We start from the raw sequence: 24766 nt of genomic DNA on the forward strand, positions 1-24766 counted from the left end.
TCATTAATTTAAAGACAAATACTATTATGAGTATAAAGCTACGACTAACAATCATGAATTTTTTTCAGTTTTTTGTTTGGGGAATATGGCTGATTTCATTAGGAGGATATATGGGACAGGTTTTTGGTCCTGTAGAAGGAAGTAGTATTGGTTTATCAATTGGAAGAACATATGGCTCAATGGGATGGGCTAGTTTATTTATGCCGGCTTTGCTTGGTATTATTGCAGATAAGTACCTAAGCGCGCAAAAAGTATTAGGAATTTCACACATTATTGCTGGCATTGCAATATATTTTGCTACCAGAGCAACTAACTCTACAGAAATGTACTGGATTATTTTTGCAACGAGCTGCTTTTATATGCCGACCATTGCATTAAATAATTCTGTAAGTTATGCGGTTCTGAATAAATTTAGTTTTGATGTTCAAAAAACGTTTACACCAATCCGGGTATGGGGAACGGTAGGTTTTATAATTGCCATGTGGGTAACGGATCTTACTGATTGGAAATCAAATACCCTTCAGTTTGTTTTTGCTTCCGTATCTATGATTATTACAGGACTTTTTTGTTTTACTTTGCCGGATGTCCCTGCTGAAAACAAAAACAGCAATCAGTCCCTGACAAGTAAATTTGGCTTAGATAGTTTTGTACTTTTTAAGCAAAAGAAAATGGCAATATTTTTTGTTTTTGCAATGCTATTGGGTGCAGCGCTACAAATTACAAATATGTTTGGCGACACCTTTATAAGGGATTTTGGTTCAAATCCGGAATATAAGGGTACTTTTGGAGTGGAACATTCTGTTTTTATTATTTCATTATCCCAAATTTCAGAAACTCTTTTTATCCTGACAATTCCATTTTTCTTAAAACGATTCGGAATTAAGCAAGTAATGATTTTTAGTATGGTTGCCTGGGTATTGCGTTTTGCCTTATTTGGAATAGGAAATCCCGGTTCAGGAGTAATTTTCCTCATATTATCAATGATAGTATACGGAATGGCGTTTGACTTTTTTAATATTTCAGGTTCGCTATTTGTTGAAAAACAAACAGACAGTAAAATCAGGTCAAGTGCGCAGGGGTTATTCATGTTGATGACAAATGGTATTGGTGCTATACTTGGTGGCGAGATGGCGGGTCGTACAGTAAGCTATTTTACTATTGGTAATAAAATTCAATGGCCAAGTGTCTGGTTTTCATTTGCAGCCTATGCATTTGTTATTGCGATAGCTTTTGCAATTTTGTTTAAATACAAACATGATCCAAAGGAGTTAGAAAATTTAAAGCATTAATTTAGAAAGGTATATGACAAATAACCCCACTTTTATAGTGGGGTTATTTGCTTATAATTGCAAAATTTTATTTAGGCTGTTGGAACTTTTTAAGTGATAACAGCGCTTGTTCTCTTATTTTGTTTTGAAAAAAACCCGTCCATCCTAATAAATAACCTGTAATTCCGAAAGCTTGTTTTGACCATTTCCAAACATCGAAATTATCGGTATGTTTGATGATTAGCCCATCCTGAAAAAGAAATTCTGCCGAAATTCTATTAATTACCTTCCTGTTTGTTTTGCTGAAATTATAGGTAGCAATCCAGCGGGCAGATCCTGAAGTTTCATCAGCTTGTATGTTCGAAAATTCGATTTTAATATCTCCTTTGCTTTTTAAAAGAAGCATTTCCCACATTTTAGAAACCTGTTCTCCTTTTAAAAGTCCAAAAGCAGGATCAATAAAATGAACCTTCGGATGATAACATTCGCTCATTGTTTTGGCGTCCGCATTTGCAAACGCAGTATAGAATTTAGCAATTAATTGTTCGTTAGAATTCATTTTAACAAAATTAGGCTATAAAAGTAAGATTATTTTTGGTTAAATAATCTTTATAGGAGACTAATTGCAGCAGCAGTATCAAAAGTTTTTTTGGATTTGTCAAAAGCAGTCGAAAAATAATTCTTTTGATTTATTGCGGTAAAGTAACCAGTTTGATTTCCAAATGCATTTGAATTACCGGTAATTATAAATCTAATTGCTTTTATGTCTGTCTTCTTTAATTTTAAAAATTCTGCTGGTGTAAAATAATAATAAGAGGCTGTTTTTCCTTCTTCACTCTCTTTGACATTTTTATCTGTGCATGCAATTACGTCAGCATTTACCAAATCAACATATACACCTCCCGAGATTCTGGCTTTATCATTTGCAGTAGCAATTGTTAATTTTAAGATTCCTCCTTTGTCAGTTTTTGCAATCTGTACATTAATTTCTCCGGTAAGAATATATTTTTCACAGATAAAAGTATAATTTTCAGTTGCTGGAAATGGTTTTGAACCTTTTACACTGATCGTTTGTTGGGCATTCGAAAGAAGTGAAATCAAAAGAAACGAAATCAAGGATAATTTTAACGTCATAAGTGTATTAATTTATTTAATTTTAGCATCAAACTTTTCATCCCAGTCCATTGATTTTATAGCAGAAATTAAATTATCTTCATTTACAAAAACGCGAAGTTCTTTATTGGCAACCTTTTTTGTATACAATGCATGATACCGGTAGATAGTTTCCTCTTTGGTTTTGTAAACGCCATCTAATTTCAAATCAATAAAGCTTCCATAATATTGTCTGAATCTTAAGCACGTTTTAGTTAAACGCTCCTCAGTTGTATTCTCCATTACTGATTTAGTTACTTCAGTTTCATTAAAAGGCTTAAACTTTGATGTATTGCATGTTTCAAGAACTCTTTTTCCTAATGAATAGGCTTTATTTTGCTGATTTGAATTTATTTCGGCTTCTAAAATTTTTTTAATTTTTAGATCTTCAGTACTTCTGCTTACTGATTTAGATTTACAGCCTATTAATAGCAACAAACATATAATCAATCCTGCTTTCTTCATAACTATTTATGTTATTTTTAATAATAAATTGGGATCGGGGCAGTTTTCTATGTAAAAATTTAAATCTTTTGTGTTGCAGACACCAGGATAATCACCCCAATAATCTTCTATGTTTTTAATGATTTGGAAATGCAAATGTGGTGCATAATCTCCGTTTACTTCTGAATTTCCGATGTTCGCCAGATGTTCTCCTTTTTTGAAAAAATCGCCAACACTAATCCCTTCTATACTTTCTAACGATAAATGACCGTATAAAGTATAAAATTTTTGATTTTGAATTTCGTGTTCCAAAATTATGGTTGGACCATAATCACCTAAACCAATATTGTTTTTAAAACTATGTACTTGTCCATCAAGAGCCGCTAAAACGGGTGTTCCTGCTTTTGTCCAAAAATCAAGACCAATATGGATATTGCGTTCTGGATTCAAATCATTTTTAAAAATGGAGCTTCGTTGGTACAAAGTCCTTCCTTCGATATAACCGCCAAATGCTACTTCGGCATTATGCTTTTTTAAATAATCGGTAATGTATTCCTCGAAATCAGCTGTATTTCCTGATTTTCTTCCTGTTAAATTCTGGTTATTTAGAGATAAATCTAAAGTTACATATTTTGAATAATCAATAGTAGAATCAATAATATTTGTTTGTGGTATTTTTTTTAATATAGAACAAAGAGGTTTCATATAACTAAGCAACTTTTTCAATAATAATTAACTCGTTATGCTGCTCAACGCGAGGCAGCATTTTAGTTGAATATAATTTAGGGTTAATTTCTGAAATGTATTTACGATTTCGGATATTATGTTTTTCGTCAAGAATCATAGTGTTAAAAAGAACAAAACCCTGACTTTTTAATATAGAAAAAACCCTTTCACTAAAAAAACGCTCAAATAAAAAGTTAGGCATATTTGTATCTTCAAAAACATCAATGATAATTAAATCGTACTGGCTTTTAGTTTTTAGAACAAATTCAAAGGCATCATCTATCACAATTTCCAATTGCTTAATTTGAGACAGATTAAAATATTCATTAGCGATCTGAATCATATCTGCATCAATTTCGACTCCTGTTATTTTACCTTTAAATTCAATTTCGTCGATTAGGGTTTTTATAACGCTTCCTCCGGCAACACCTAATACCAAAATATGATTCATTTTCTGAATAGTTTTAAAACCAATATTTTTTAAACCGTATCTTAATATTCGCTGTAAACTACCGTAAGAATAGTTTGTGTTTTCCGAGTCTAAAACTAATTCACCATTAGCCCAGGTTACTTCAATCATTTTACTACGAGCTGATCTCTTTTTGAATATTTTAATTGGTATTAAATAACTAAATATTTTTTGAATCATTTGTTGCACTTTTACCAAATTTAGTATTATTTTTTTTTATTTGTGCGAAATGTGAAATTTTAATGATATCACAATTGTACAAATTTCTTTTTCTAAGGCTAATGGGCTGGAAAATAGCCGGGATTGAAAATGCCGAAATAAAAAAATGTTCTGAAGGAATGCTGCATTCAAGTAATCGTGATTTTTATCTGGGAATTTACAAGAGATATATCAGGTTTAGAAATGAACTGCGGGAAGAAAGAGTTATTTAACTTCCGTTAGGTTATTATTTTATAAGTGTGGTAGGTGAGCCGCTTGATCGTTCAGGCGTTTTAAAGAAGTAGATGTGATTGCTTCTGTTTTTTGAAAAAGAGAGAGACTTTTCGTTTGGGAATAGCTCTTGAAGGAACCTGAAAAAAGGTTACAGAGATCAGAAAATTGTAAATTTTTCTTTGGAGGAATTGAATTTAATATATCTGTAATATTTATTGTCTTGAAATATTATGGAGTGAATGCTTTAAAAGTACCATTTTTATAAAAGAACACAATTTTTTCAATTTTACTATCATCTGTACTTAAATTAAAATTTTTAAAATCTGCATTATTTACGAACTCTGTTTTTTCATCGGCAATGTTAGTTTTTAAAAATAAGTTTTCATTTTCTGAAATTTCATCAGAATCAGGGGATAATATATTGGCATTTTCAGTACCACTTTTATTTAGATTTTCTTCGGTGTTTTTTGGGAAATTGCCTTTTCCAATCAATATCCAATACAAATCAATCTCCGGAAAAACCTCTGTAATTTTTAATACAAAATCCAAACTGGGTTTGTTTCTTCCCGAAAGGAGGTGAGACATACTTGAGCGCTGCACGCCAATTTTATCAGCAAAAGACGAAGCGCTTAAACTGTAATATTCCAATAAAATCTCAAGTCTTTTTACAAAATCATCTATGTTTACCATTGTGAATTATTATTAATGAAATCACTATTTACAAATGTAATAATAAAATCATATTACTATTTTCGTAGTTTTAAAATCAAGTGTGAATTGAATTTTAATTTGAATTAAAACTTTACTTAATTGTTTTTAAAAAACTGATAATTAAATTTTTAGTATTCAATATTTAAAAAAAATATCATTATTGCTGAAAAGCGGCTGAAAGATTAAAAATCGTTTACAATTATAAATTGTGATATATTGGAAATGTTTACAATTGTAAAAATAAAGATATTTACTTTTGTAAACTAATTGAAAAAACATGAATTTAGAAGAATTATTTAATCAAAACAAGGAAGAGTGTATTGAAGGTCGTTATCTAACCTTAGAACATATTAAGCCATTATTAGAAAGAATTAATATAAATAATCGGCTACATGTTTTAGGAGAATCAGTTTTAGGTAAGCCTATATATGGTTATGAAATTGGTTCTGGAAAAACACGTATTTATTTATGGTCACAAATGCACGGAAATGAGAGTACGACTACTAAAGCCTTGTTTGATTTCATTAACGTTTTGAATAATGGTTCTGAATTCGCTGAAAAAATGCTTTCAGCATTTACTTTTTACTGCATACCAATACTTAATCCTGATGGTGCAGCGCTCTATACACGTGCAAATGCAAATAATGTTGATCTTAACAGGGATTCTCAGGATTTAACTCAGCCCGAAAGCAGGGTTTTGAGGGAAGTTTTTGAAAATTTCAAACCAGACTTTTGTTTTAATTTACATGATCAGCGTACTATTTTTGGAGCAGGTGACACAGGTAAACCTGCTACTGTTTCATTTTTAGCTCCTTCTTATAATGAGGAACGGGATATAAATGAAAACAGACTTAAAGCTATTAATTTAATTGCAGCTTTGAATGATGAACTTCAAAAATACATTCCGGGTCAGATTGGGCGTTTTGATGATTCTTTTAATATTAACTGTATTGGAGATACTTTTCAGTATTTGGGAGTACCGACAATTTTGTTTGAAGCTGGTCATTTTCAAAATGATTATCCTCGGGAGATTACCAGAAAATATATATTCTTTTCACTGATTACAAGTTTTAAAGTACTTTTCGAAAACGATATAGTTAATAACAGGATTAATGATTATTTGAATATTTCACAAAATAAAGTGGTTTTTTATGATTTTATGTATAAAAATATCAAAATAAATTATGATGGTATCGAAATTATTACGAATTTTGTCGCTCAATACAAAGAAGAATTGATTGACAGCAAGATTCAATTTAATGCTTATATAGTTGAAGTAGGGGAGTTAGAAAATTATTTTGGACATTATGTCTACGATGCAAAAGGCGCTGCATACTCAGATGATTTTACCAATTTTCCGAAAAAAGATCAAAAAGCAGACTTTTATTTAAATGAAAACGTTAAATTTGTTAACGGACTGATAAAAAGTTAAATTTTATGTGAATTTGTTGTTTTTTATATATATTTTTATACTTTGTAATACAAATTAGTAATATTAATTAAAGAATTATGAGTAAATTTCGTTTAGATGAAGTAGATCACCAGATTTTAGATATGTTAATAGACAATACGAGAGTTCCGTTTACTGACATTGCAAAAAAATTGTTGATTTCGGCAGGAACTGTACATGTCAGAGTAAAAAAGATGGAAGATGCCGGAATAATAATGGGGTCATCATTAGCTTTAGATTATGATAAGCTAGGGTATTCATTTATTGCTTATGTAGGTGTGTTTCTTAATAATACATCTCAAACAAAATTTGTATTAGAGCGAATTAATCAAATTCCATTCGTAACAGTAGCTTCTGTAACTACTGGGAAATTTAATATTTTCTGTAAAATTAGAGCAAAGGATACTAAACACGCTAAAGAAGTTATCTTTATGATCGATGATATCGAAGGTGTTTACAGAACTGAAACAATGATTTCATTAGAAGAAAGTATTAATGATAAGAAGCGTTTGATGCATACTATTTTCAAAAATATGTAATATTTTCTTGAATGCTATATTAACAAATATAACCTCAAGTTTTCTTGGGGTTTTTTTATGACTAATTAACCAATTACAACTTATAAAAAGGATTATGTACACGTTGCCTAAAATTGAACGTTTTAATCAGGATGTTCTCTCTAAATATCATATTTATAATAGTGTTTTTATAACATTACCTTTTGATTCAATAGACAATACAGGGGTTTTGCTTCCTTTGTTTACGGAAACTTGTGAAACAGGGTTTAAAAAACAGGAGACTCCAAAAGAAATTTTTGACTTTTTTTCAAATAAATTTTTGAATAACGCTTCAGAAACAGAAAAAATTGATTTGATGTTTCGCTTTATCCAGTATATCGAACGTCAAATTGTATTATTTGATGCTATTGAAGATGCTGCTTTTCCGGTTGTGAATAACATGGAAGGTCGCGGTTCTCTTCGTGATATTAAAGAGAAGTCAGATGCGAAGGAAAAAGATGATGAGTTAATCGATTTTCTTGAAAATTTTAATGTCAGAACTGTTTTAACGGCGCATCCTACCCAGTTTTATCCCGGACCGGTATTGGGAATCATCAATGATTTAACTGAAGCGATCAGGCAGAATGATTTATTGAAAATCAAGCAATTGTTGGCGCAGTTAGGAAAAACTCCTTTTATTCAAAATGAAAAGCCAAATCCTTTTGATGAGGCGGTAAGTTTAATTTGGTATTTAGAAAATGTATTTTATGAGACTGCGGGGGAAATAGTTCATTATTTACAGAAAAATATTCTTGAAGGAGCTGCTATTCAGAATCAGTTAATCAAACTTGGTTTCTGGCCTGGAGGAGATCGTGATGGTAATCCGTTTGTTACAACAGATATAACATTGAAAGTCGCTGAACGCTTGCGTACTTCAATTTTGAAGTGTTATTATGTTGAAATGAGAAACCTAAAAAGAAAGTTAACTTTTTCAGGTGTAGATACTTTGGTTGCTGAACTTGAATATAAACTTTACAGGTCTGTGTTTTATTCTAAAGGTGAAATTTATATTACTTTAGAAGAATTACTTACTCAGTTAAATAAAATTAGAACTATAATTATTGAAAAGCATCAGTCTTTATATTTAGATGAATTAGAGGCTTTGTTAGTTAAAATTAATTTGTTTGGTTTTCATTTTGCTACTTTAGATATACGTCAGAACAGTAAAATTCACAATGCTGTTTTCCATGATGTGGTAAATTATTATCTAAATTCAGATTCAAAAATATTTCCTGAAAATTATTTCGACTTGTCTGAAGATGATAAATTACTTGTGCTATCAAAAGTAAAAGGGAATCTGAATCCGGCAGATTTTGATAATGAAATTACCAGACTGACTTTAGAATCAGTTCAGGCTATCAAAACTATTCAGCAAAATAATGGAGAATTTGGCGCAAATCGTTACATTATCAGTAACAATGAAAGTGCGTTGAATGTAATGGAAACTTTTGCGATGATTCGTTTAAACGACTGGGAAAATCCAACAGTTGATATTATTCCGCTTTTTGAATCAGTTGATGATTTACAAAATGCTCATTCAGTTATGGAGCAATTGTATACAAATCCTGAATATGCTGCACATTTGAAATCAAGAGGCAATAAGCAAACCATTATGCTTGGTTTCTCTGACGGAACAAAAGACGGCGGTTATTTGATGGCGAACTGGAGCATTTATCAGGCAAAAATTGAACTTACACAAATATCCAGAAAATATGGCATACAGGCTATTTTCTTTGACGGACGTGGCGGACCTCCTGCGCGTGGTGGTGGAAAAACACATAAATTCTATGCGTCTTTAGGGCCAAAAATTGAAAATAACGAAATTCAGGTTACTGTTCAAGGACAGACTATTAGTTCTAATTTCGGAACTTTGGATTCATGCCGTTACAACATCGAAAATTTATTAAGTGCCGGAGTAACCAATCAGGTTTTTAGTAAAGAGAAAAATGAATTAAGCGTTGAAGAAACAGCAATTTTGACTCAATTGGCAGGTTTAGGGTATGAGAAATATTTAAGTTTTAAAAATCATCCTAAATTTATTCCATATTTGGAAAAGATGAGTACGTTAAAATACTATTCTAAGACTAATATTGGAAGCCGTCCTTCAAAAAGAAGTAAATCTGAGCAATTGGATTTTGCCGATTTAAGAGCAATTCCTTTTGTGGGTTCATGGAGTCAGCTGAAACAAAATGTGCCAGGATTTTTTGGAGTAGGTTCTGCCTTAAAACATTTTGAAGATACCAATCAGTGGGAGAAAGTAAGCGATTTATATCACAATTCATTATTCTTTAAAACGCTTTTGGAAAATAGTATGATGTCATTGGCAAAATCATTTTTACCTCTCACTGCTTACATGCGAAAAGATCCTGAGTTTGGGGAATTTTGGCAAATCATCTATGATGAGTTTTTAGAAACAGAACGTCTTTTACTTAAAATTGCAGGTCATAAAACGCTGATGGAAAACTATCCTGATGGTAAAGCTTCGATTCAAATTAGAGAACGTATAGTGTTGCCATTGTTGACGATACAGCAATATGCATTATTGAGAATTAACGAATTGAATAAGGAAAAAGTGAAAAACGAGGATCTAATTAAAGTATATGAGAAAATTGTGACCCGCTCTTTATTTGGAAATACAAATGCGAGTAGAAACTCGGCTTAAATCTAATTTATTATGCTAGTTTCAGATTTATCAACAAACGAATATTCAGTTTTTAATGCAACTTATATTAATGCTACTGATAGTAATGTTGCATTATTAGATGGTTTAAAATATGGATTGCCTCAGTTGGTTAATTTTATAAAAAATATACCGGCTGAAAAATTAGAATATCGATATGCAGAAGGAAAATGGACAATAAAAGATATTGTTCTGCACATGGCAGATACTGAAAGAATTTTTGCCTATCGAGCTTTAAGAATCAGCAGAGGTGATCAAACGCCTTTGCCAGGTTTTGAAGAAAATGATTATGTGCCATTAGCATTTGCTAATTCCCGTTCGATTGAAAATTTATTAGCTGAATATGAAAATGCCAGAAAAGCGACAATTAGTTTTTTTGAAAGTCTGAATGAAGAACAGCTATTATTTATGGGGACAGCTTCAAATACAGCAATTTCTGTAAGAGCAATTGCTTTTATTATTACAGGGCACCAAAATCATCATTTAAGAGTAATTTCAGAAAGGTATCTGTAGTGTTTAATCTAAAGCACGAAGAGTAACAAAATAGCGATAACTAATAATAGCCATTTGCCATTTTTTTGCTTTTGCAATATCCAAACCTTGTTTGGTAAAACTAGGGAGAAGAAATTTATTTATTTTGGCTAAGATTTTATACATAATAAATTAATTTTTTTTCAAAGATATAAAAAAAGACTTTGCTTAAGGGCAAAGTCTTTTTGTGTTTTAAAAGACAAAGACAGATGGTTTAAGATTTCTGACTTTCTTTTTCCATTTTTTTCATTTCTTTTTCATGAAGTTTCATGTTTTTCTCGAATACTTTCATGTCTTTCTCGAATTGCTTCATATTTATTTCGTACTGTTTGGAATCTTTACCATATTTTATTTCAATCTGTTCAGTAAATTTCTCCATGTCAGCGTTGAACTTTTCCATAGCGACTTCATATTTTTCCATTTCTTTTTCGAAAATGGCTTCACGTTTAGACATGATTTCTTCGATTTGTTTCTCATAAGCGGACATGTCCGGCTCAAAAGATTCCATTTTTTTTTCAAATTCAGCCATTTCTTTCCCAAATTTACTCATAGCCACTTTATCTTTTGGATTGTTAGGCGGAACGGGTGGTTTTGGCATTTTTGACATATCTGGTGCAGGAGCCTGTGGCATCGGTCCTGTTGGAAATGCAGGGGGGGTAGGTGGAACAGGAGGTGTTATTGGTAAGGCTAAACAGACTTTGACAGGATTGCTTTTTTCATTTAAAATAAGATTATCTCCAACAACTAACGGTTTGTCCATTCCGCCATCTGTAATTACATTGATTTTTTTAGATCCGTTTTCTGATGTAATTACAATTCCACAGCTTTTAATTGGCTCGTTACCTTCAATCTCAATGGTTTGATCTTCACCTGTTCCTTTTTGAATATCAACTTTAATAGCAGTTAATTCATTTTTGGTATTTCTTTTAAGATTAGATATCACAACATCTACATTGTGATTTTGCTTTAAATTTTCAGTAAATTCTTTTAGCTCCTGATCAGTTGTGTTTTTTTTGATTTTGTAAACGTCAACAGCAGTTGGGTTTTTAGAGATTTCCTGAGCTTCTTTTTTCTCTTGTGCAACAGTTTTTATCTGAAATAAAAACACAAAAGCGACAAGTGCGGGAAGAATTGCATAGTATTTCCATGAATTCCTTTTTTTTGATTGATTTTTGTTTAACATGACAATTCGTTTTTTGATTAATGATTGATAAAAATGATTGGTGATGGCAACACAGCTTTCGTGTGTTGTTATTTTTAAAAGCGTATATTGATAGGCTTTTTTGTCGGATATTTTTTTGGCAGCCTCGCTGTCGGCAATAAATTCAAGGTTTTGCAAAATAGCTTTTTTATATAACCAGATGACAGGGTTGAACCAAAAAAGCACACAAAATACTCGTGAAATTAATACATCAATAGTATGATTTTGATTGCTGTGGACTTTTTCATGCTCAATAATATTTTCTAATTCTGCTTCTGTATACATTGATGAGTTGTATACGATGTAATCAAAATAAGAAAACGGAGCAATATTCTCAGATACGTCCACAAATTTAAAATCAGCTAGCTGTTGTATTTTTTTTCCTTTCAGAACTGAATTTAAGCTATAAAAATCAGCAGCAAATTTTATTATGAGCATCAAAAATCCAATACAGTAAATGGAAAGAAGAATATAATGCCAATTAATCTCAAACGATTCTTCTTGAATAGCTTCCTGCACAAAATTTTGTGGATAACTAACAGTTGAAACTGGAACAGGATTAATCCAGACAATTTTTGTGTAAACCACAAAAGGCAGAATTAATGAAGTTACTAAACCTGTTAACAAAAACCATCTGTTACTGTTAAAAAAAGTCTCTTTGCGCAATAGAAAGTAATAGGCAAAATAAAACAATACAACTAATCCGGATGATTTTGCGATATAAATAAAAATTGCTTCCATAAAGTAATTAATTTTCGTCTTCTTTTTTTGGCGCTTCAATCATAGCTAAGATTTCACGTAATTCTGCTGCAGAGATTTTTTCTTCTTTGGCAAAAAATGAAACCATATTTTTATAAGAACTGTTGAAATAATTATCAATTGCAGTTTTCATATACTTTTTGCTATAGGCTTCAAGGCTTATTACAGGGTAATATTGATGTGTATTTCCAAAGGCATTATGTCCGACAAATCCTTTTTCTTCGAGATTTCGTACAATTGTTGAAAGCGTGTTGTAATGAGGCTGATCTTCAGTGATTTCTGCCTGTATCTCTTTTACGAAAGCTTTTTTAAGCTTCCATAAAATGTGCATGATTTCTTCTTCTTTGTTTGTTAGTTTTTGCATGACCTGAGTATTGATTTTAAGTTTATTCGAAATTATTTTTTGGTAGTGATTAAAATTACACCATTTTTTCCTTTGTCCCCATATTTACTAGTAGCTGTAGGGTTTTTTAATACATCAATTTGTTGAATATTTTGTGGATCTAAATCATCAGCAGTTTTATCTGTAATTTTTCCATCTATTACGATTAATACTTTTTTAATGTCAACATTTTGGTTTTCTCCAACTATTGACAAAACATTTTCAGAATTTTTATGTCCTGATACTCTCCATTCACTATATTCTTTTCTTTCATGACCTTCTACAGCTTTTGGTGCTTGTAATTCTTCAAATTCATTGGCACCGATCTTTACTTTGGTAACAATTTCGATGACCGAATTATTACCTATATCGCCGTATTTTGCCTTTGCTTCCATGCCTTTCAAAACATTCATATAGCTTATTTTATTAGGATCAATAGAATTAATATTAAATTCCGGACTTGCAAGTTTTCCATTGATGACTATTATAGGTTTTGCATCAGTTTTAGTTACAATTCTTACGACATCTTCATTTGTTTTTACAACAGTATTTGTATTAACATTAGTACTAATGTTTGTATCAGTATCAGAATTACTTTTAACATCATTGTTGGTATTAGAAATTTGAGTATCCTTTATTTTTATTAAAACGTCTTTAGCTTCTGTTTTATGGTTAATTACAGTTGGCTGTGTATCAGCAAAATTAAATGAAATAGCTCCATTTTTCTCTTTAATAATAATGATTCCAATTTTTTCAATTCCTGTTGGTGTTGTTGATTTTTTAAATTTCTTAGCTCCTTTTTCATCCTTCAGATCAATATTAACAGAAGTAATTTCATTGTTGGAGTTTCTTTTTAATTTTGAAATAAAGGCAGAGATATTAAATTTTTCTTTTAATGTTTTTACTCTTTGCTGTATTTCAGCATCTGTAGTGTTTTTTTCTATTGTAAACACCTCTATTGCTTCAACTTCATCCGGATTTATTTTTTCGATAATATTAGAGGTTTTTTCTTGTGCGATAGTTTCAATCTGAAATAAAACTACAAAAGCTACAAGTGCTGGAAGAATTGCATAATATTTCCATGAATTCCTTTTTTTTGATTGATTTTTGTTTAACATGACGATTCGTTTTTTGATTAATGATTGATAAAAATGATTGGTGATTGCAACACAGTTTTCATGTGTTGTTATTTTTAAGAGAGTGTATTGATAGGATTTTTTGTCTGAAATTTTTTTTGCAGCTTCTTTATCGGCAATGAATTCAAGATTTTGAACAATCGCTTTTTTATAAAACCATATTATTGGATTGAACCAGAATACCATGCAGAAAAATCTGGAAATTAATACGTCAATAGTATGATTTTGATCGCTATGCACTTTTTCATGTTCAAGAATATTTTCTAATTCTGATACCGTGTACATTGATGAGTTGTATACGATATTCCGGAAATAAGAAAAAGGAGAAATGTTATCGTTGACATCGATAAATTTATAATCTGCCTGTTGCTGTATTTTTTTTCCTTTTAAAATGGCATGCAAGCTGTAAAAATCTATTGCAAATTTTAGAAGGAAAGCGATAAAACCAATACTGTATATAAGCAGAATAATATAATTCCAGTTTATTTCAAAAGATTCCTTTTCAGGTGTTTGAAGGATATTGAGATGAGACAGGTTTAAATTAGTAATTGGAGCAGGGTCTACCCATATAATTTTGGTGTAAACAAAAAAAGGCAGTGCTATTGAAGTAATTAATCCGACTAATAAAAACCAGCGGTTGCTATTGAAAAAAGTTTCTTTACGTAACAAAAAATGGTAAGCACAATAAAACAATATAACTAAGCCTGATGATTTTGCGATATAAATAAAAAGTGCTTCCATAAATAATTATTTTTTTTCTGTTGTTGATTCTATCATAGCTAAGATTTCACGTAATTCGGTTGCAGATATTTTTCTTCTTTAGCAAAAAATGAAACCATATTTTTATAGGAACTGTTAAAATAATTATCAATAGCAGTTTTTATATATTTTTTCCTGTAAGCTTCTAAACTTATTACAGGATAATATTGATAGGTATTTCCAAAAGCATTATGTGCAGCAAAACCTTTTTCTTCCAGATTACGAATAATTGTCGAAAGCGTATTATAATGAGGTTTGTCTTCGATAATTTCTGCCTGAACTTCTTTGACGAATGCTTTTTTCAGCTTCCATAAAATAGGCATAATTTCCTCTTCCTTGTTGGTTAATTTTTGCATGTACTTTAATTTTAAATCAAACCTACAACTATTTTTTTAGTTATACAACTATAAAAATAGTTAATTAACTAAAAAAGAAGTTTGTTTTTGGTTTAGAAGAAGAAATATTATTTTAAATTTAATGTAATAATCTGAAATAAAGTGTTTTATTATTTTTGTTTATGAAGTTTTTTCTAAAACAAGTGCATTCTTAATCCATAAGCAGCAAAATGTTGCTATCATACCAATGCTGGCCATGAAAAACCAGTTAACCTGATATCCAAATCGTGTAATAATTTCAAAACCCACTTTTGAACTGATGATATGGGCCAGACTAAAGCTCATGGTATAAAGAGCCATATATTGTCCTTCCTGACCTCGTGGGGCACGGCTTAAAGCAAAAGCATTTGAGAAAGGAAACGCAAGGATTTCTCCCAAAGAGATACAAATCATACTAATAACGAGTATTCCTGCCCAAACATTAATCAGTAACATAAAGAAGCTTAACGCCATGATGAAAGAACCCAGGATAATGATTTTTATTTTCGGAGAACCTTTTCTCTCCAAAAATCCTACAGTAGGCATTTCTAATGCAAAAATTAGTAAGCCATTTAAAGTCATTAAAAGCCCAGTCTGGAATTCTGTCAGATCAAATTTCTCGTTATGATATAAAGGCAAGGTGGTAAAAAGCTGAAAAAAGATTATAGCGGTTACAAAACTCACAAATAAGAAAACCCAAAATATCCGGTCTTTAAAAACCGACTTTTTCTCTGATGAATTTTCAGTTTTATCTTCAGATGTAACTTTTTTCTTTTCTTTTACGAGTAAAGCAAAAATTGAAATAGAAATGATACAGGAGAGTCCATCTACCCAAAAAAGTCCCTGATATCCTATTCCCATAATGATCAGACCACCTAAAGCCGGACCAGAAGCAAAACCTAAATTTACTGCTAAACGGACTAATGTTAAGGCACGTGTTCTGTTTTCTGGCTTCGCATATGCACCAAGTGAAACAAACATGGCTGGTCTGAACATATCTGCAATAGCCATTAAACAAAACATCCCTATACAAAGTCCGAAAAAGCTAGTAATATATTGAATCAAAAACATAGAAATTCCAGTTGTAAACAAACTAAAAATCATGATTTTATAAAATCCGATTTTATCGGATAATTTTCCTCCCAGCCAGGATCCCAGCATTGACCCTAATCCAAATGCAACCATAATCCACCCAACCTGATTGTAAGTGAAATGAAGATCTTCTTTTAAATATTTTGATAAAAAAGGCAACACCATTGTACCTGCACGATTAATAAAAGTAATAATAGCAAGTATCCATATTTCTCTTGTGAATCCTCTAAAATTGTTGATGTAATGGTGAAAAGCGTTTTTTAACATTATAAAAGAAGTTGTTTTTCAACAAAGTTAGAAAACTTTGTAACGTGTAGCGGTTGCTGCTTTATTTGTTTTAAACTATTTTTGTACAAAATTTTTATAATGAAAAATAGCGTCCTTATTTTATTATTGGTTTTTAATTGTACTTATAGTCAGGGTAAATTCAATAAAAATAATGCTGAAAAATTTCAGAAAACTATTAATGCGGAATATGCAGATGCTAAAACCAGCCCATTAATGGCTAATGATTTGAAAACGTTTAAATCACTTGATTTTTATCCAATAAGCAGTAAATATTTTGTGAATGCAAAATTAATAAAAGCTAAAAATGAAAAAGTATTTGAAATGAAAACATCGACTTCCCGAAAACCAAAATACATTAAATATGGTACCGTTTTCTTTACGATTGATGGGGTTGCATTACAGTTGAATGTTTATCAGGATGTGGAGCTTTCTAAATCAGATAAGTATAAAAAACATTTGTTTTTACCTTTTTCAGATTTAACCTGTGGCAAAGAGAGTTATATAGGAGGAAGGTATATTGATTTAGAAATTCCAAAGGGGAATACGATTGAAATCGATTTTAATCAATCTTATAATCCTTATTGTGCTTATAATCATCAATATTCATGTCCAATTGTTCCATTGGAGAATGATTTAAATATTGCCATTAAGGCTGGTGTAAAAACGTTTCATTAATGAAATTTTTCAATCTTCATACGCATCAGTTTACAAATACTCCTGATGTTTTAGAATTGGTTAATCAGTACCCTCAGGATTTTGATTCTTCTGTTCCGTTTTATTCGATTGGAATTCATCCATGGTATATTGTTGAAGACAGAATTGATGCCCATTTAAAAATTATTGAGGAAAAATTAAAAGAAGAGAATTGTCTGGCCATTGGTGAGTGCGGTCTGGATAAACGAATTGAAATTCCGTTTGAACAGCAGGTTAGTGTTTTTGAGCAACAGTTATTTTTAGCAGAAAAATATAAAAAGCCAGTAGTTATTCATTGTGTTGCAGCATATCAGGAAGTGATTTCAATAAAAAAGAAGTTGAATATTTCGGTTCCGATGATAATTCATGGTTTTTCAAAGAATAATCAGATTGCGAATCAGCTTATTAAGGAAGGGTTTTATCTTTCGTTTGGAAAATTTTTATTACGAAATCCGGATTTAAAAACAGTTTTTCAAAATATACCAATTGATCGCTTCTTTTTGGAAACAGATACAATTGAAGAAAATATTCAACAGGTTTATGAATTAGCTTCAAATTATAAAGAATTAAAAAATGAGGAATTACAATCTGTAATCTTAAATAATTATAAAAATGTGTTTCAGAACCAATTCTGAAACAAAAATTAAATAAACTAAAATAACAAACAAATATATGGCAGAGTGGACAGAAAGAGCTGAGCTTTTATTTACAAAAGAGGGATTAGATAACCTGCAAAATGCAAATGTTTTGGTTGTAGGTTTAGGAGGTGTGGGGTCGTTTGCAGCTGAATTTTTGGCAAGAGCTGGAGTAGGGAATATGACTATTGTTGACGGGGATGTTGTTGATATTACAAATATAAACAGACAATTGCCTGCTTTGCATTCAACTGTTGGGGAACCTAAAATTAAAATTGTAAGTGACCGACTGATGGATATTAATCCTAAACTAAAGTTAACCCGCGTACAGGAATTTTTATCACCGGAACGCGCTTTTGAAATCGTTTCCCCAGAATTTGATTATGTTTTGGACTGTATTGATAGTGTGACACCGAAGCTAAATCTGATTTTTGCGGCAAAACGTAAAAAAGTAAAAATTATAAGCAGTATGGGAGCTGGTGGAAAAATGCTGGCTTCAAAAGTAAAAGTTGGAGACATTTCAAAAACCTGTTATTGCCCGTTTGCAAAAACAATTAGACGCCGGTTAAAAGCAGAAAAAATTTATAAGTTAAAGGTTGTTTTTTCTCCTGAGATTCCGGATAAGAAGAGTTTAAGAATGACAGACGGTAAAAACTTTAAAAAGTCATTTTACGGAACCAATAGTTATATTCCTGCTTTATTTGGCTTACATGCCGCTGAAACCGTAATTCGTCACTTACTTAAAAAAGAGTAGTTTATGAGGTGCTAAGTTTCTAAGTGACTAAGTTTTAAAAACTTTGAATCTTAGTTTCCGAAAGCCTTTTAAAATCATATACGAACTTTCTCAAAAGTTTAAATTTTAATAAAGTTAGAACAAACAGAAAACCGAATAAAAAAACTTAGACCTTAGCCCTTAGTAACTTAAAAAAATGATTAAAACAGTAATTTTTGATATGGACGGCGTGATTGTAGATACAGAACCCGTTCATCGTTATGCTTATTACAAACAATTTTCAGAATTAAATATTGAAGTTTCTGAAGAAATGTATACTTCATTCACCGGATTTTCAACCCGAAATACCTTTCAGACTTTAAAAGCATTTTTTCCAACAATAGAACATGGCGTTGAGGAATTAATTCAAAGGAAAAGAAATATTTTTAATGATGCTTTTGATACCAAAGAAGATTTATATTTATTAGAAGGTGTTGAGAATTTAATAAAGGATTTATACGCTAACGGAATTCAGTTAATTTTAGCTTCATCTGCTTCAAAAGTAACTATTGATCGTGTTTTTACCCGATTTAATCTGCATCAGTATTTTTCTGCAATTGTGAGCGGTGAAGATTTTCCACAATCGAAACCTAATCCGGCAATCTTCGTACATGCTGCATCATTATCGGTTGCTCCGAAAGAGAATTGTATCATAATTGAAGACAGTACAAATGGTGTAAAAGCGGCTAAAGGGGCAGGGATTTTTTGTATAGGCTACCGAAGTGAGAATTCTAAAGGACAGGATTTATCAGAAGCAAATTTGATCATTAATCATTTTAATGAATTAGATGCTTTTAAAATATCACAATTAAGTGTTTGAATTAAGTAAAATTTAACTATTGTCTTTTTTTGAATTCGTAATTTTGAAAAAAAACTAACAGATTTATAAAATGAAAAAACTACTTATTGCATTGGCCATTGTTTTGGCACCTATTGTTGCAGAAGCACAAATAAGAACACCACAGGCTAGTCCAAAAGCGTATATCAAACAAACCGTTGGATTAACAGATGTAGAAGTTACCTATTCAAGACCAGGAGCCAGAGGCAGAGCGGTTTTTGGTAATCTGGTTCCGTTTGGAAAGTTATGGAGAACAGGAGCTAATGAAAACACAATAATCAATTTTGGAGATGACGTTGTTATTGATGGTAAAACATTAAAAAAAGGAAAATATGCCATTTATACAATTCCCAAAATAGAAAGCTGGGAAGTGATTTTTTATCTTTCTACAGACAACTGGGGATTACCGGAAAACTGGAGTGATGCATACGTGGCTTTGAGAACAACTGTAAAGGAAGATGCATTACCAACACCGGTTGAAACCTTTACTATAGGTATTAATAATCTGGATCAAAACTCTGGTTATTTAGAAATGGCCTGGGAAAACTCTCATATCGCTTTGAAATTTGAAGTTCCTACTGCCAAATTAGCTACAGCTAGTATTCAAAAAACTTTGGCTGGTCCAACATGGAATGATTATTATGCTGCGGCTCAATATTTATTTCAGTCAAATGGCAATATAATGCTTGCTAGAGATTATGTGGACAAAGCATTAGAACTGAGTTCAGAAAAACCTTTTTATGTTACCAGATTAAAATCCTTAATTCAGGCTAAACAAGGTGATAAGGCAGGGGCTGTAGAAACTGCTAAAATTTCTTTAACAGCTGCAGAAGCTGCTAATAATCAGGATTACGTAAAAATGAACAAGGATAGTATTTCAGAATGGAGTAGATAATCGGTATTCTTTTTATAAAACTAAAACCCATTTTGAAATGTTTCAAAATGGGTTTTTTATTGTTGCTTATTGAAAGACTTCTATGTCAAATAAAGTGTTGAAAGTTTGACTTGCTTCCAGAATCAGTATTCCTTCTTTTTTAAATAGATCTCCTGATTTTTCTAATGTGTCAGAATAACCAAACCAGGGCTCAATACATATAAAAGGAGCATTTTCCTTAGTCCAGATTCCTAAATTCGGAAAATCTTTATAATCAACTTTAATATAAGGCTTTGAATTTTCGAGTATAGTTAAATAATTTGATTCAAGTGTTTTAAAAACCAAAGCATCATTTTCAAATAATTTGTAATTTAATGAAACCGAATTATTGGAAGTTTCTAAAATTTTCGTTGTATTGGAAATTAAGCCATCTTCAAGAAGTGAATATTCCGGTTTCTCCTCTTTTTCAAATTCAATACTGTATTCTGAAAAATCTTTTGGTAATGCAAAGGCCGGATGAGCACCAATTGAAAATGGTAATTTAGTTTCTCCTTTATTTATTACTTTATAACCGATGCGTAATTTGTTTTCTTCAAGTTTATAAATAATCTGCAATTCGAATTTAAAGGGATATTTTTCAAGAGTTTCATTATTGTATAATAAAGAAAATATTGCAGACGATTCTGTTTTTTCAATTAATTGAAATTCCATATCACGGGCAAAACCATGTCTGGAGAGATTATATTCTTTTTTTTCAAATGTATAGCTTTCATTTTTTAAACTTCCCACAATAGGGAAAAGAACAGGAGAGTGCTTTGACCAGTAATCTGGATTACCGTTCCATATATAATCCTTATTTTGGTTGTCAACTAAAGAAAATAATTCAGCTCCATGATGTTTGATTGAAGCTTTTAATGTGGAATTTGATATGGTTGTATTCAAAATAGTATTTTTAAGTGAGATAAAATCCTTTTTAATTGTAAATATAATTTTTATAAATTTTAATTTTTAGAAAATGGCTTAAATTATTTTTTTAATAATTTTTTGCTAAAATTAAATATAAGCTTTAAGTTTTCTCTGTAAATAGTATTTTTTTTCATTAATTTGCTACATAAACAGCTATAAAATATGAAAAGAAAGTTCGCTAAAGCCTTGTTGACAATGGCTTTGTTTGTAGGAATTTTTTCTGTTTCGGCACAACAAGTACCGGCAACAGCAGGAAATCCAGTTAATAATTACAATTATCATGATGCTTTTGCACCACATTTTTACACAAAAAATGGAACTCCAACCCGTTCTGCAAGCGGACAGCCAGGCGTGGAATATTGGCAAAACAGAGCAGATTATCAGATTACGGCAAAGTTAAATGCTACTACAAACGAACTAATTGGTACCGATGAAATTACATATACCAATAATAGTCCGGATAAATTGTCTTTCTTATGGCTAAATTTAGATCAGAATTTATTCAAAAATGACTCACGTGGAAATGCAGTAGTGCCTTTAACAGGAAGCCGTAATGGAGCTCAGGGACAAATTTTTGACGGGGGAAATAAAATTAAATCGGTAAAAGTAATTTCCGGAGACAAGAAAAAAACTGAAACTGAAGCGAAATATGTAGTTACTGATACCAGAATGCAAATTTTTCTTCCACAGGAATTAGCCTCAAAAGGTGGCTCGGTAAAAATTAAAATTGAATTCTCATTTATTGCTCCTTTTGAAGGATCAGACAGAATGGGAGTATTGGAAACCAAAAACGGAAAAATATTCACAATGGCACAATGGTATCCGCGTATGTGCGTATATGATGATATCAGAGGTTGGAATACAGCACCGTATCTCGGAGCATCTGAGTTTTATCTGGAATACGGTAATTTTGATGTAAAACTTACTGTGCCGGCAAATCATTATGTAGTGAGTTCCGGAGAATTACTGAATGGTGCACAAGTATTATCTGCAGAGCAATTTAAACGTTACAAGGAAGCCGGACAAAGTGATAAAACAGTTACTATTCGTTCTGCTGAAGAAGTAAATGCAGGAGCAAATACAAATGCAGCTGCTGAAAAAACATGGCATTACCAAATTAAAAATGCCCGTGATTTTTCATGGGCTTCATCTTCTGCATTTATTTTAGACGGGGCAAAAATAAACCTGCCTAGTGGTAAAAAATCTTTAGCATTGTCAGCTTATCCTGTTGAAAGTGCCGGAAATGGCGCATGGGGCCGTTCTACGGAATATGTCAAAGCATCGATTGAACATTATTCAAAACAATGGTTTGAATATCCTTATCCGGCAGCAACAAATGTTGCAGGAAATGAAGGCGGAATGGAGTATCCAGGAATTGTATTCTGCAGCTGGGAATCGAAAGGTAAAGATTTGTGGGGGGTTACTGATCATGAATTTGGGCATATTTGGTTTCCAATGATTGTAGGTTCAAATGAGAGATTATTTGCCTGGATGGATGAAGGTTTTAATACTTTTATTAATTCATTAAGCACCACTGCATTTAACAATGGAGAGTATAAAGAACCAGCAACTGATTTACACGAAATGGCGGAACCCTTTACAAGACCGGATTTAGAAACGATAATGAGCTCTCCGGATAATATGAAAGAGGCAAATATTGGTATGTTGTGTTATTTTAAACCAAGTGCCGGTTTGATACTTTTAAGAGAGCAGGTTTTAGGAAAAGAACGTTTTGATACTGCCTTCAGGACTTACATTCAGCGATGGGCTTATAAACACCCGCAGCCAGATGACTTTTTCAGGTCAATGGAAAATGTAGCCGGTGAAGATTTAAGCTGGTTCTGGAGAAGCTGGTATGTAAATAACTGGAGGTTTGACCAGGGAATCAATTCAATTAAGTATGTTAAAAATAATCCTGCAAAAGGTGTTATTATTAACGTTGAAAATTTAGACAAAATGCCAATGCCCATTGTTTTGGATATAAAAACAAAAAGCGGTAAAGTAACAAGAGTTAATTTACCTGTAGAAATCTGGCAACGCAATAAGGACTGGTCTTTTAAACATAATTCTACTGAAGAGATTGAAAGTATAACTTTGGATCCGGATCATGTTTTTCCTGATTACAATGAAAGCAATAATGTCTGGACAGCAGGTAAAGGCAAAGTTGAAAAAGATATTATCCTGGATGGTTACTTAGGGATTTATTCGACAAAAAATGCTCCTCTAAAAATTGAGTTAACGGAGAAAAACAGTATTCTTAATGTGGAAATCACAAACTTTCCAAAGTTTACAGTTGAACCGGTGGTTGGTGAAAAAGATACTTTTGTATCTAATGCAGCAGGTTTGAAGTTCAAATTTAACGAAGCAAAAACAGCGTTTGATATGACTGTTTTAGGAAATGGGCAGGTAATTCCATTTACTAAAAACTAAAATAAAATTTTATAAATAATTAAGTCCGACAGGTTTATGAAATCTGTCGGACTTTTTTTGTTTGTCAAAAACAACATTACATTAAAAAAATGTTAGATTTTTTAAAATTAGTTTTATAAATAAAAAAATAGTGTACTTTTGCACCAATGAATAAAATAAGTTTACATATAACTTCTTTGTCACGGACAATCTCACCTGGTACTTCTCCCGAAGTACGGATGCTATCTATATAGTATTCAAAGAGTTTTTCGTCGTGTATTTATTTATATTCATTTTCTATTTTGAAATCACATAAATTGTCTGTCAGACAAGCATATACCCAAAGAATTTATTTAATTAAAACTGTTGTTAATCAAATTTTTGATTTTAAGGATAATGTTTCTGTTATGTCTGGTATTATCAGTTGGCTTTTTGGATTTCAATTTAATCAATACGTTTTAATATTTAACGCTAAACTTCAATTATTGAAATGAAGATCTCTATTGTTGTAACTCAGGAAGAACACTTCAAATTCGCACAGGAAATTTGCGATACGATAGAATCATCGGCCTTATTAAGAGGTACCGGTATTGCTAAAAGGACTCCTGAGTACATTCAGAAAAAAATGTCTAATGGCGATGCAATGATTGCTTTGGCAGATGGAAAATTTGCAGGTTTTTGTTATATCGAAAGTTGGGAGCATGGGAAATTTGTGGCTCATTCGGGTTTGATTGTGCATCCGGATTACAGAAACTTAGGCCTGGCTAAAAAGATAAAATCAAAAGTTTTTGATTATTCTTTAAAAAAATATCCTGAGGCAAAAATATTTGGTATCACGACTGGTCTGGCTGTAATGAAAATCAATTCTGAGTTAGGGTATAAACCTGTGCCTTTCTCAGAGCTAACAACTGATCCTAGTTTTTGGGCTGGCTGTAAAACCTGTACTAATTTCCCGATTTTACAGAGCAAAGAAAACAAAATGTGTCTTTGTACAGGAATGTTGTACGATCCAAAAGACAAGCCAAAAGATCCTCCAAGACATCCTTTTAACGAAGCTGTTTTAAGCAGACTAAAAAAAATCAAGCAGGCTTTATTTTTAAATAAATTTTTGTCTGTTTTATTTAGCTAAACAATTAATTAAAAAAGAAATATCAAACTGCTACATACG

Annotated in this window: 25 protein-coding genes and 1 pseudogene; 13 read left to right on the top strand and 13 right to left on the bottom strand. The window is 31.5% G+C overall.

Annotation, left to right across the window (positions count from 1 at the left end):
* The first annotated feature begins 26 nt into the window (after nt 1–26).
* Nucleotides 27–1289 carry a nucleoside permease gene (locus GXM16_RS16445; protein WP_163395587.1) on the top strand — a complete coding sequence of 421 codons (1263 nt, stop codon included), beginning with the start codon at nt 27–29 and terminating at the stop codon, nt 1287–1289.
* A 67-nt stretch (nt 1290–1356) separates the two neighbouring features.
* Here the strand turns inward: GXM16_RS16445 and GXM16_RS16450 are convergent, their stop codons facing one another.
* Genes GXM16_RS16450 through GXM16_RS16470 form a run of 5 tightly spaced genes read right to left on the bottom strand, consistent with a single transcriptional unit; the run spans nt 1357 to nt 4239 of the window.
* Nucleotides 1357–1827 (bottom strand): nuclear transport factor 2 family protein, encoded by a 471-nt coding sequence (locus GXM16_RS16450; protein ID WP_163395588.1) that lies wholly within the window; start codon nt 1825–1827, stop codon nt 1357–1359.
* A 50-nt stretch (nt 1828–1877) separates the two neighbouring features.
* Nucleotides 1878–2402 carry a hypothetical protein gene (locus GXM16_RS16455; protein WP_163395589.1) on the bottom strand — a complete coding sequence of 175 codons (525 nt, stop codon included), beginning with the start codon at nt 2400–2402 and terminating at the stop codon, nt 1878–1880.
* 12 nt (nt 2403–2414) lie between these two features.
* The gene (locus GXM16_RS16460) at nt 2415–2885 is read right to left on the bottom strand and encodes a hypothetical protein (protein WP_163395590.1); all 471 of its coding nucleotides are present in this window, start codon (nt 2883–2885) and stop codon (nt 2415–2417) included.
* A 6-nt stretch (nt 2886–2891) separates the two neighbouring features.
* Complete coding sequence (locus tag GXM16_RS16465) at nt 2892–3569, bottom strand: peptidoglycan DD-metalloendopeptidase family protein (RefSeq protein ID WP_163395591.1); 678 nt, start codon at nt 3567–3569, stop codon at nt 2892–2894.
* A gap of 4 nt (nt 3570–3573) precedes the next feature.
* Complete coding sequence (locus GXM16_RS16470) at nt 3574–4239, bottom strand: spermidine synthase (RefSeq protein WP_163395592.1); 666 nt, start codon at nt 4237–4239, stop codon at nt 3574–3576.
* 62 nt (nt 4240–4301) lie between these two features.
* Here GXM16_RS16470 and GXM16_RS16475 point away from each other — a divergent pair, with 62 nt between their 5' ends.
* Nucleotides 4302–4490 (top strand): lysophospholipid acyltransferase family protein, encoded by a 189-nt coding sequence (locus GXM16_RS16475; protein ID WP_163395593.1) that lies wholly within the window; start codon nt 4302–4304, stop codon nt 4488–4490.
* Between the two features lie 229 nt (nt 4491–4719).
* Here the strand turns inward: GXM16_RS16475 and GXM16_RS16480 are convergent, their stop codons facing one another.
* Nucleotides 4720–5181 carry a helix-turn-helix transcriptional regulator gene (locus GXM16_RS16480; protein WP_163395594.1) on the bottom strand — a complete coding sequence of 154 codons (462 nt, stop codon included), beginning with the start codon at nt 5179–5181 and terminating at the stop codon, nt 4720–4722.
* Between the two features lie 298 nt (nt 5182–5479).
* Here GXM16_RS16480 and GXM16_RS16485 point away from each other — a divergent pair, with 298 nt between their 5' ends.
* From GXM16_RS16485 to GXM16_RS16500, 4 genes are all read left to right on the top strand, one after another.
* Nucleotides 5480–6634 (top strand): M14 family metallopeptidase, encoded by a 1155-nt coding sequence (locus GXM16_RS16485; protein ID WP_163395595.1) that lies wholly within the window; start codon nt 5480–5482, stop codon nt 6632–6634.
* A 77-nt stretch (nt 6635–6711) separates the two neighbouring features.
* Nucleotides 6712–7191, top strand: coding sequence for an Lrp/AsnC family transcriptional regulator (locus tag GXM16_RS16490; RefSeq protein ID WP_007805990.1), 480 nt, complete (start codon nt 6712–6714; stop codon nt 7189–7191).
* 94 nt (nt 7192–7285) lie between these two features.
* Nucleotides 7286–9871 (top strand): phosphoenolpyruvate carboxylase, encoded by a 2586-nt coding sequence (locus tag GXM16_RS16495; protein WP_163395596.1) that lies wholly within the window; start codon nt 7286–7288, stop codon nt 9869–9871.
* 12 nt (nt 9872–9883) lie between these two features.
* Nucleotides 9884–10402 carry a DinB family protein gene (locus GXM16_RS16500; protein ID WP_163395597.1) on the top strand — a complete coding sequence of 173 codons (519 nt, stop codon included), beginning with the start codon at nt 9884–9886 and terminating at the stop codon, nt 10400–10402.
* A 3-nt stretch (nt 10403–10405) separates the two neighbouring features.
* Here the strand turns inward: GXM16_RS16500 and GXM16_RS16505 are convergent, their stop codons facing one another.
* From GXM16_RS16505 to GXM16_RS16530, 6 genes and pseudogenes are all read right to left on the bottom strand, one after another.
* Nucleotides 10406–10546, bottom strand: a complete 141-nt coding sequence (locus GXM16_RS16505; RefSeq protein WP_163395598.1) for an SsrA-binding protein — start codon at nt 10544–10546, stop codon at nt 10406–10408.
* 88 nt (nt 10547–10634) lie between these two features.
* Nucleotides 10635–12362 (bottom strand): M56 family metallopeptidase, encoded by a 1728-nt coding sequence (locus GXM16_RS16510; RefSeq protein ID WP_163395599.1) that lies wholly within the window; start codon nt 12360–12362, stop codon nt 10635–10637.
* A 7-nt stretch (nt 12363–12369) separates the two neighbouring features.
* Nucleotides 12370–12744 (bottom strand): BlaI/MecI/CopY family transcriptional regulator, encoded by a 375-nt coding sequence (locus GXM16_RS16515; RefSeq protein WP_163395600.1) that lies wholly within the window; start codon nt 12742–12744, stop codon nt 12370–12372.
* Nucleotides 12745–12776: 32 nt separating this feature from the next.
* Entirely contained in the window at nt 12777–14639 is a 1863-nt protein-coding gene (locus tag GXM16_RS16520; RefSeq protein WP_163395601.1) for a M56 family metallopeptidase, read from the bottom strand.
* A 6-nt stretch (nt 14640–14645) separates the two neighbouring features.
* Nucleotides 14646–15013: pseudogene (locus GXM16_RS16525) on the bottom strand (BlaI/MecI/CopY family transcriptional regulator).
* 159 nt (nt 15014–15172) lie between these two features.
* Entirely contained in the window at nt 15173–16390 is a 1218-nt protein-coding gene (locus GXM16_RS16530; protein ID WP_163395602.1) for an MDR family MFS transporter, read from the bottom strand.
* Nucleotides 16391–16489: 99 nt separating this feature from the next.
* On the opposite strand from GXM16_RS16530, the gene GXM16_RS16535 reads away from it, so the two are divergent.
* The 5 genes from GXM16_RS16535 to GXM16_RS16555 all read left to right on the top strand — a co-directional run bounded on the left by GXM16_RS16535 (nt 16490) and on the right by GXM16_RS16555 (nt 20244).
* Nucleotides 16490–17086, top strand: a complete 597-nt coding sequence (locus GXM16_RS16535; protein ID WP_163395603.1) for a DUF1684 domain-containing protein — start codon at nt 16490–16492, stop codon at nt 17084–17086.
* Entirely contained in the window at nt 17086–17739 is a 654-nt protein-coding gene (locus GXM16_RS16540; protein WP_163395604.1) for a TatD family hydrolase, read from the top strand. Before GXM16_RS16535 ends, GXM16_RS16540 begins: the two co-directional genes overlap by 1 nt.
* A gap of 37 nt (nt 17740–17776) precedes the next feature.
* The gene (locus tag GXM16_RS16545; protein WP_163395605.1) at nt 17777–18493 is read left to right on the top strand and encodes a tRNA threonylcarbamoyladenosine dehydratase; all 717 of its coding nucleotides are present in this window, start codon (nt 17777–17779) and stop codon (nt 18491–18493) included.
* A gap of 175 nt (nt 18494–18668) precedes the next feature.
* Complete coding sequence (locus GXM16_RS16550; protein ID WP_163395606.1) at nt 18669–19331, top strand: HAD family hydrolase; 663 nt, start codon at nt 18669–18671, stop codon at nt 19329–19331.
* A 70-nt stretch (nt 19332–19401) separates the two neighbouring features.
* Nucleotides 19402–20244, top strand: coding sequence for a DUF2911 domain-containing protein (locus GXM16_RS16555; protein ID WP_163395607.1), 843 nt, complete (start codon nt 19402–19404; stop codon nt 20242–20244).
* A 66-nt stretch (nt 20245–20310) separates the two neighbouring features.
* On the opposite strand, the gene GXM16_RS16560 is transcribed toward GXM16_RS16555, so the two are convergent.
* The gene (locus GXM16_RS16560; protein WP_163395608.1) at nt 20311–21165 is read right to left on the bottom strand and encodes an aldose 1-epimerase family protein; all 855 of its coding nucleotides are present in this window, start codon (nt 21163–21165) and stop codon (nt 20311–20313) included.
* A gap of 186 nt (nt 21166–21351) precedes the next feature.
* On the opposite strand from GXM16_RS16560, the gene GXM16_RS16565 reads away from it, so the two are divergent.
* Complete coding sequence (locus GXM16_RS16565) at nt 21352–23619, top strand: M1 family metallopeptidase (RefSeq protein ID WP_163395609.1); 2268 nt, start codon at nt 21352–21354, stop codon at nt 23617–23619.
* Between the two features lie 469 nt (nt 23620–24088).
* Entirely contained in the window at nt 24089–24727 is a 639-nt protein-coding gene (locus GXM16_RS16570; protein WP_163395610.1) for a GNAT family N-acetyltransferase, read from the top strand.
* Nucleotides 24728–24766: the final 39 nt, after the last annotated feature.

It is taken from the genome of Flavobacterium limi, from assembly GCF_010645075.1.
Lineage (GTDB): Bacteria > Bacteroidota > Bacteroidia > Flavobacteriales > Flavobacteriaceae > Flavobacterium > Flavobacterium limi.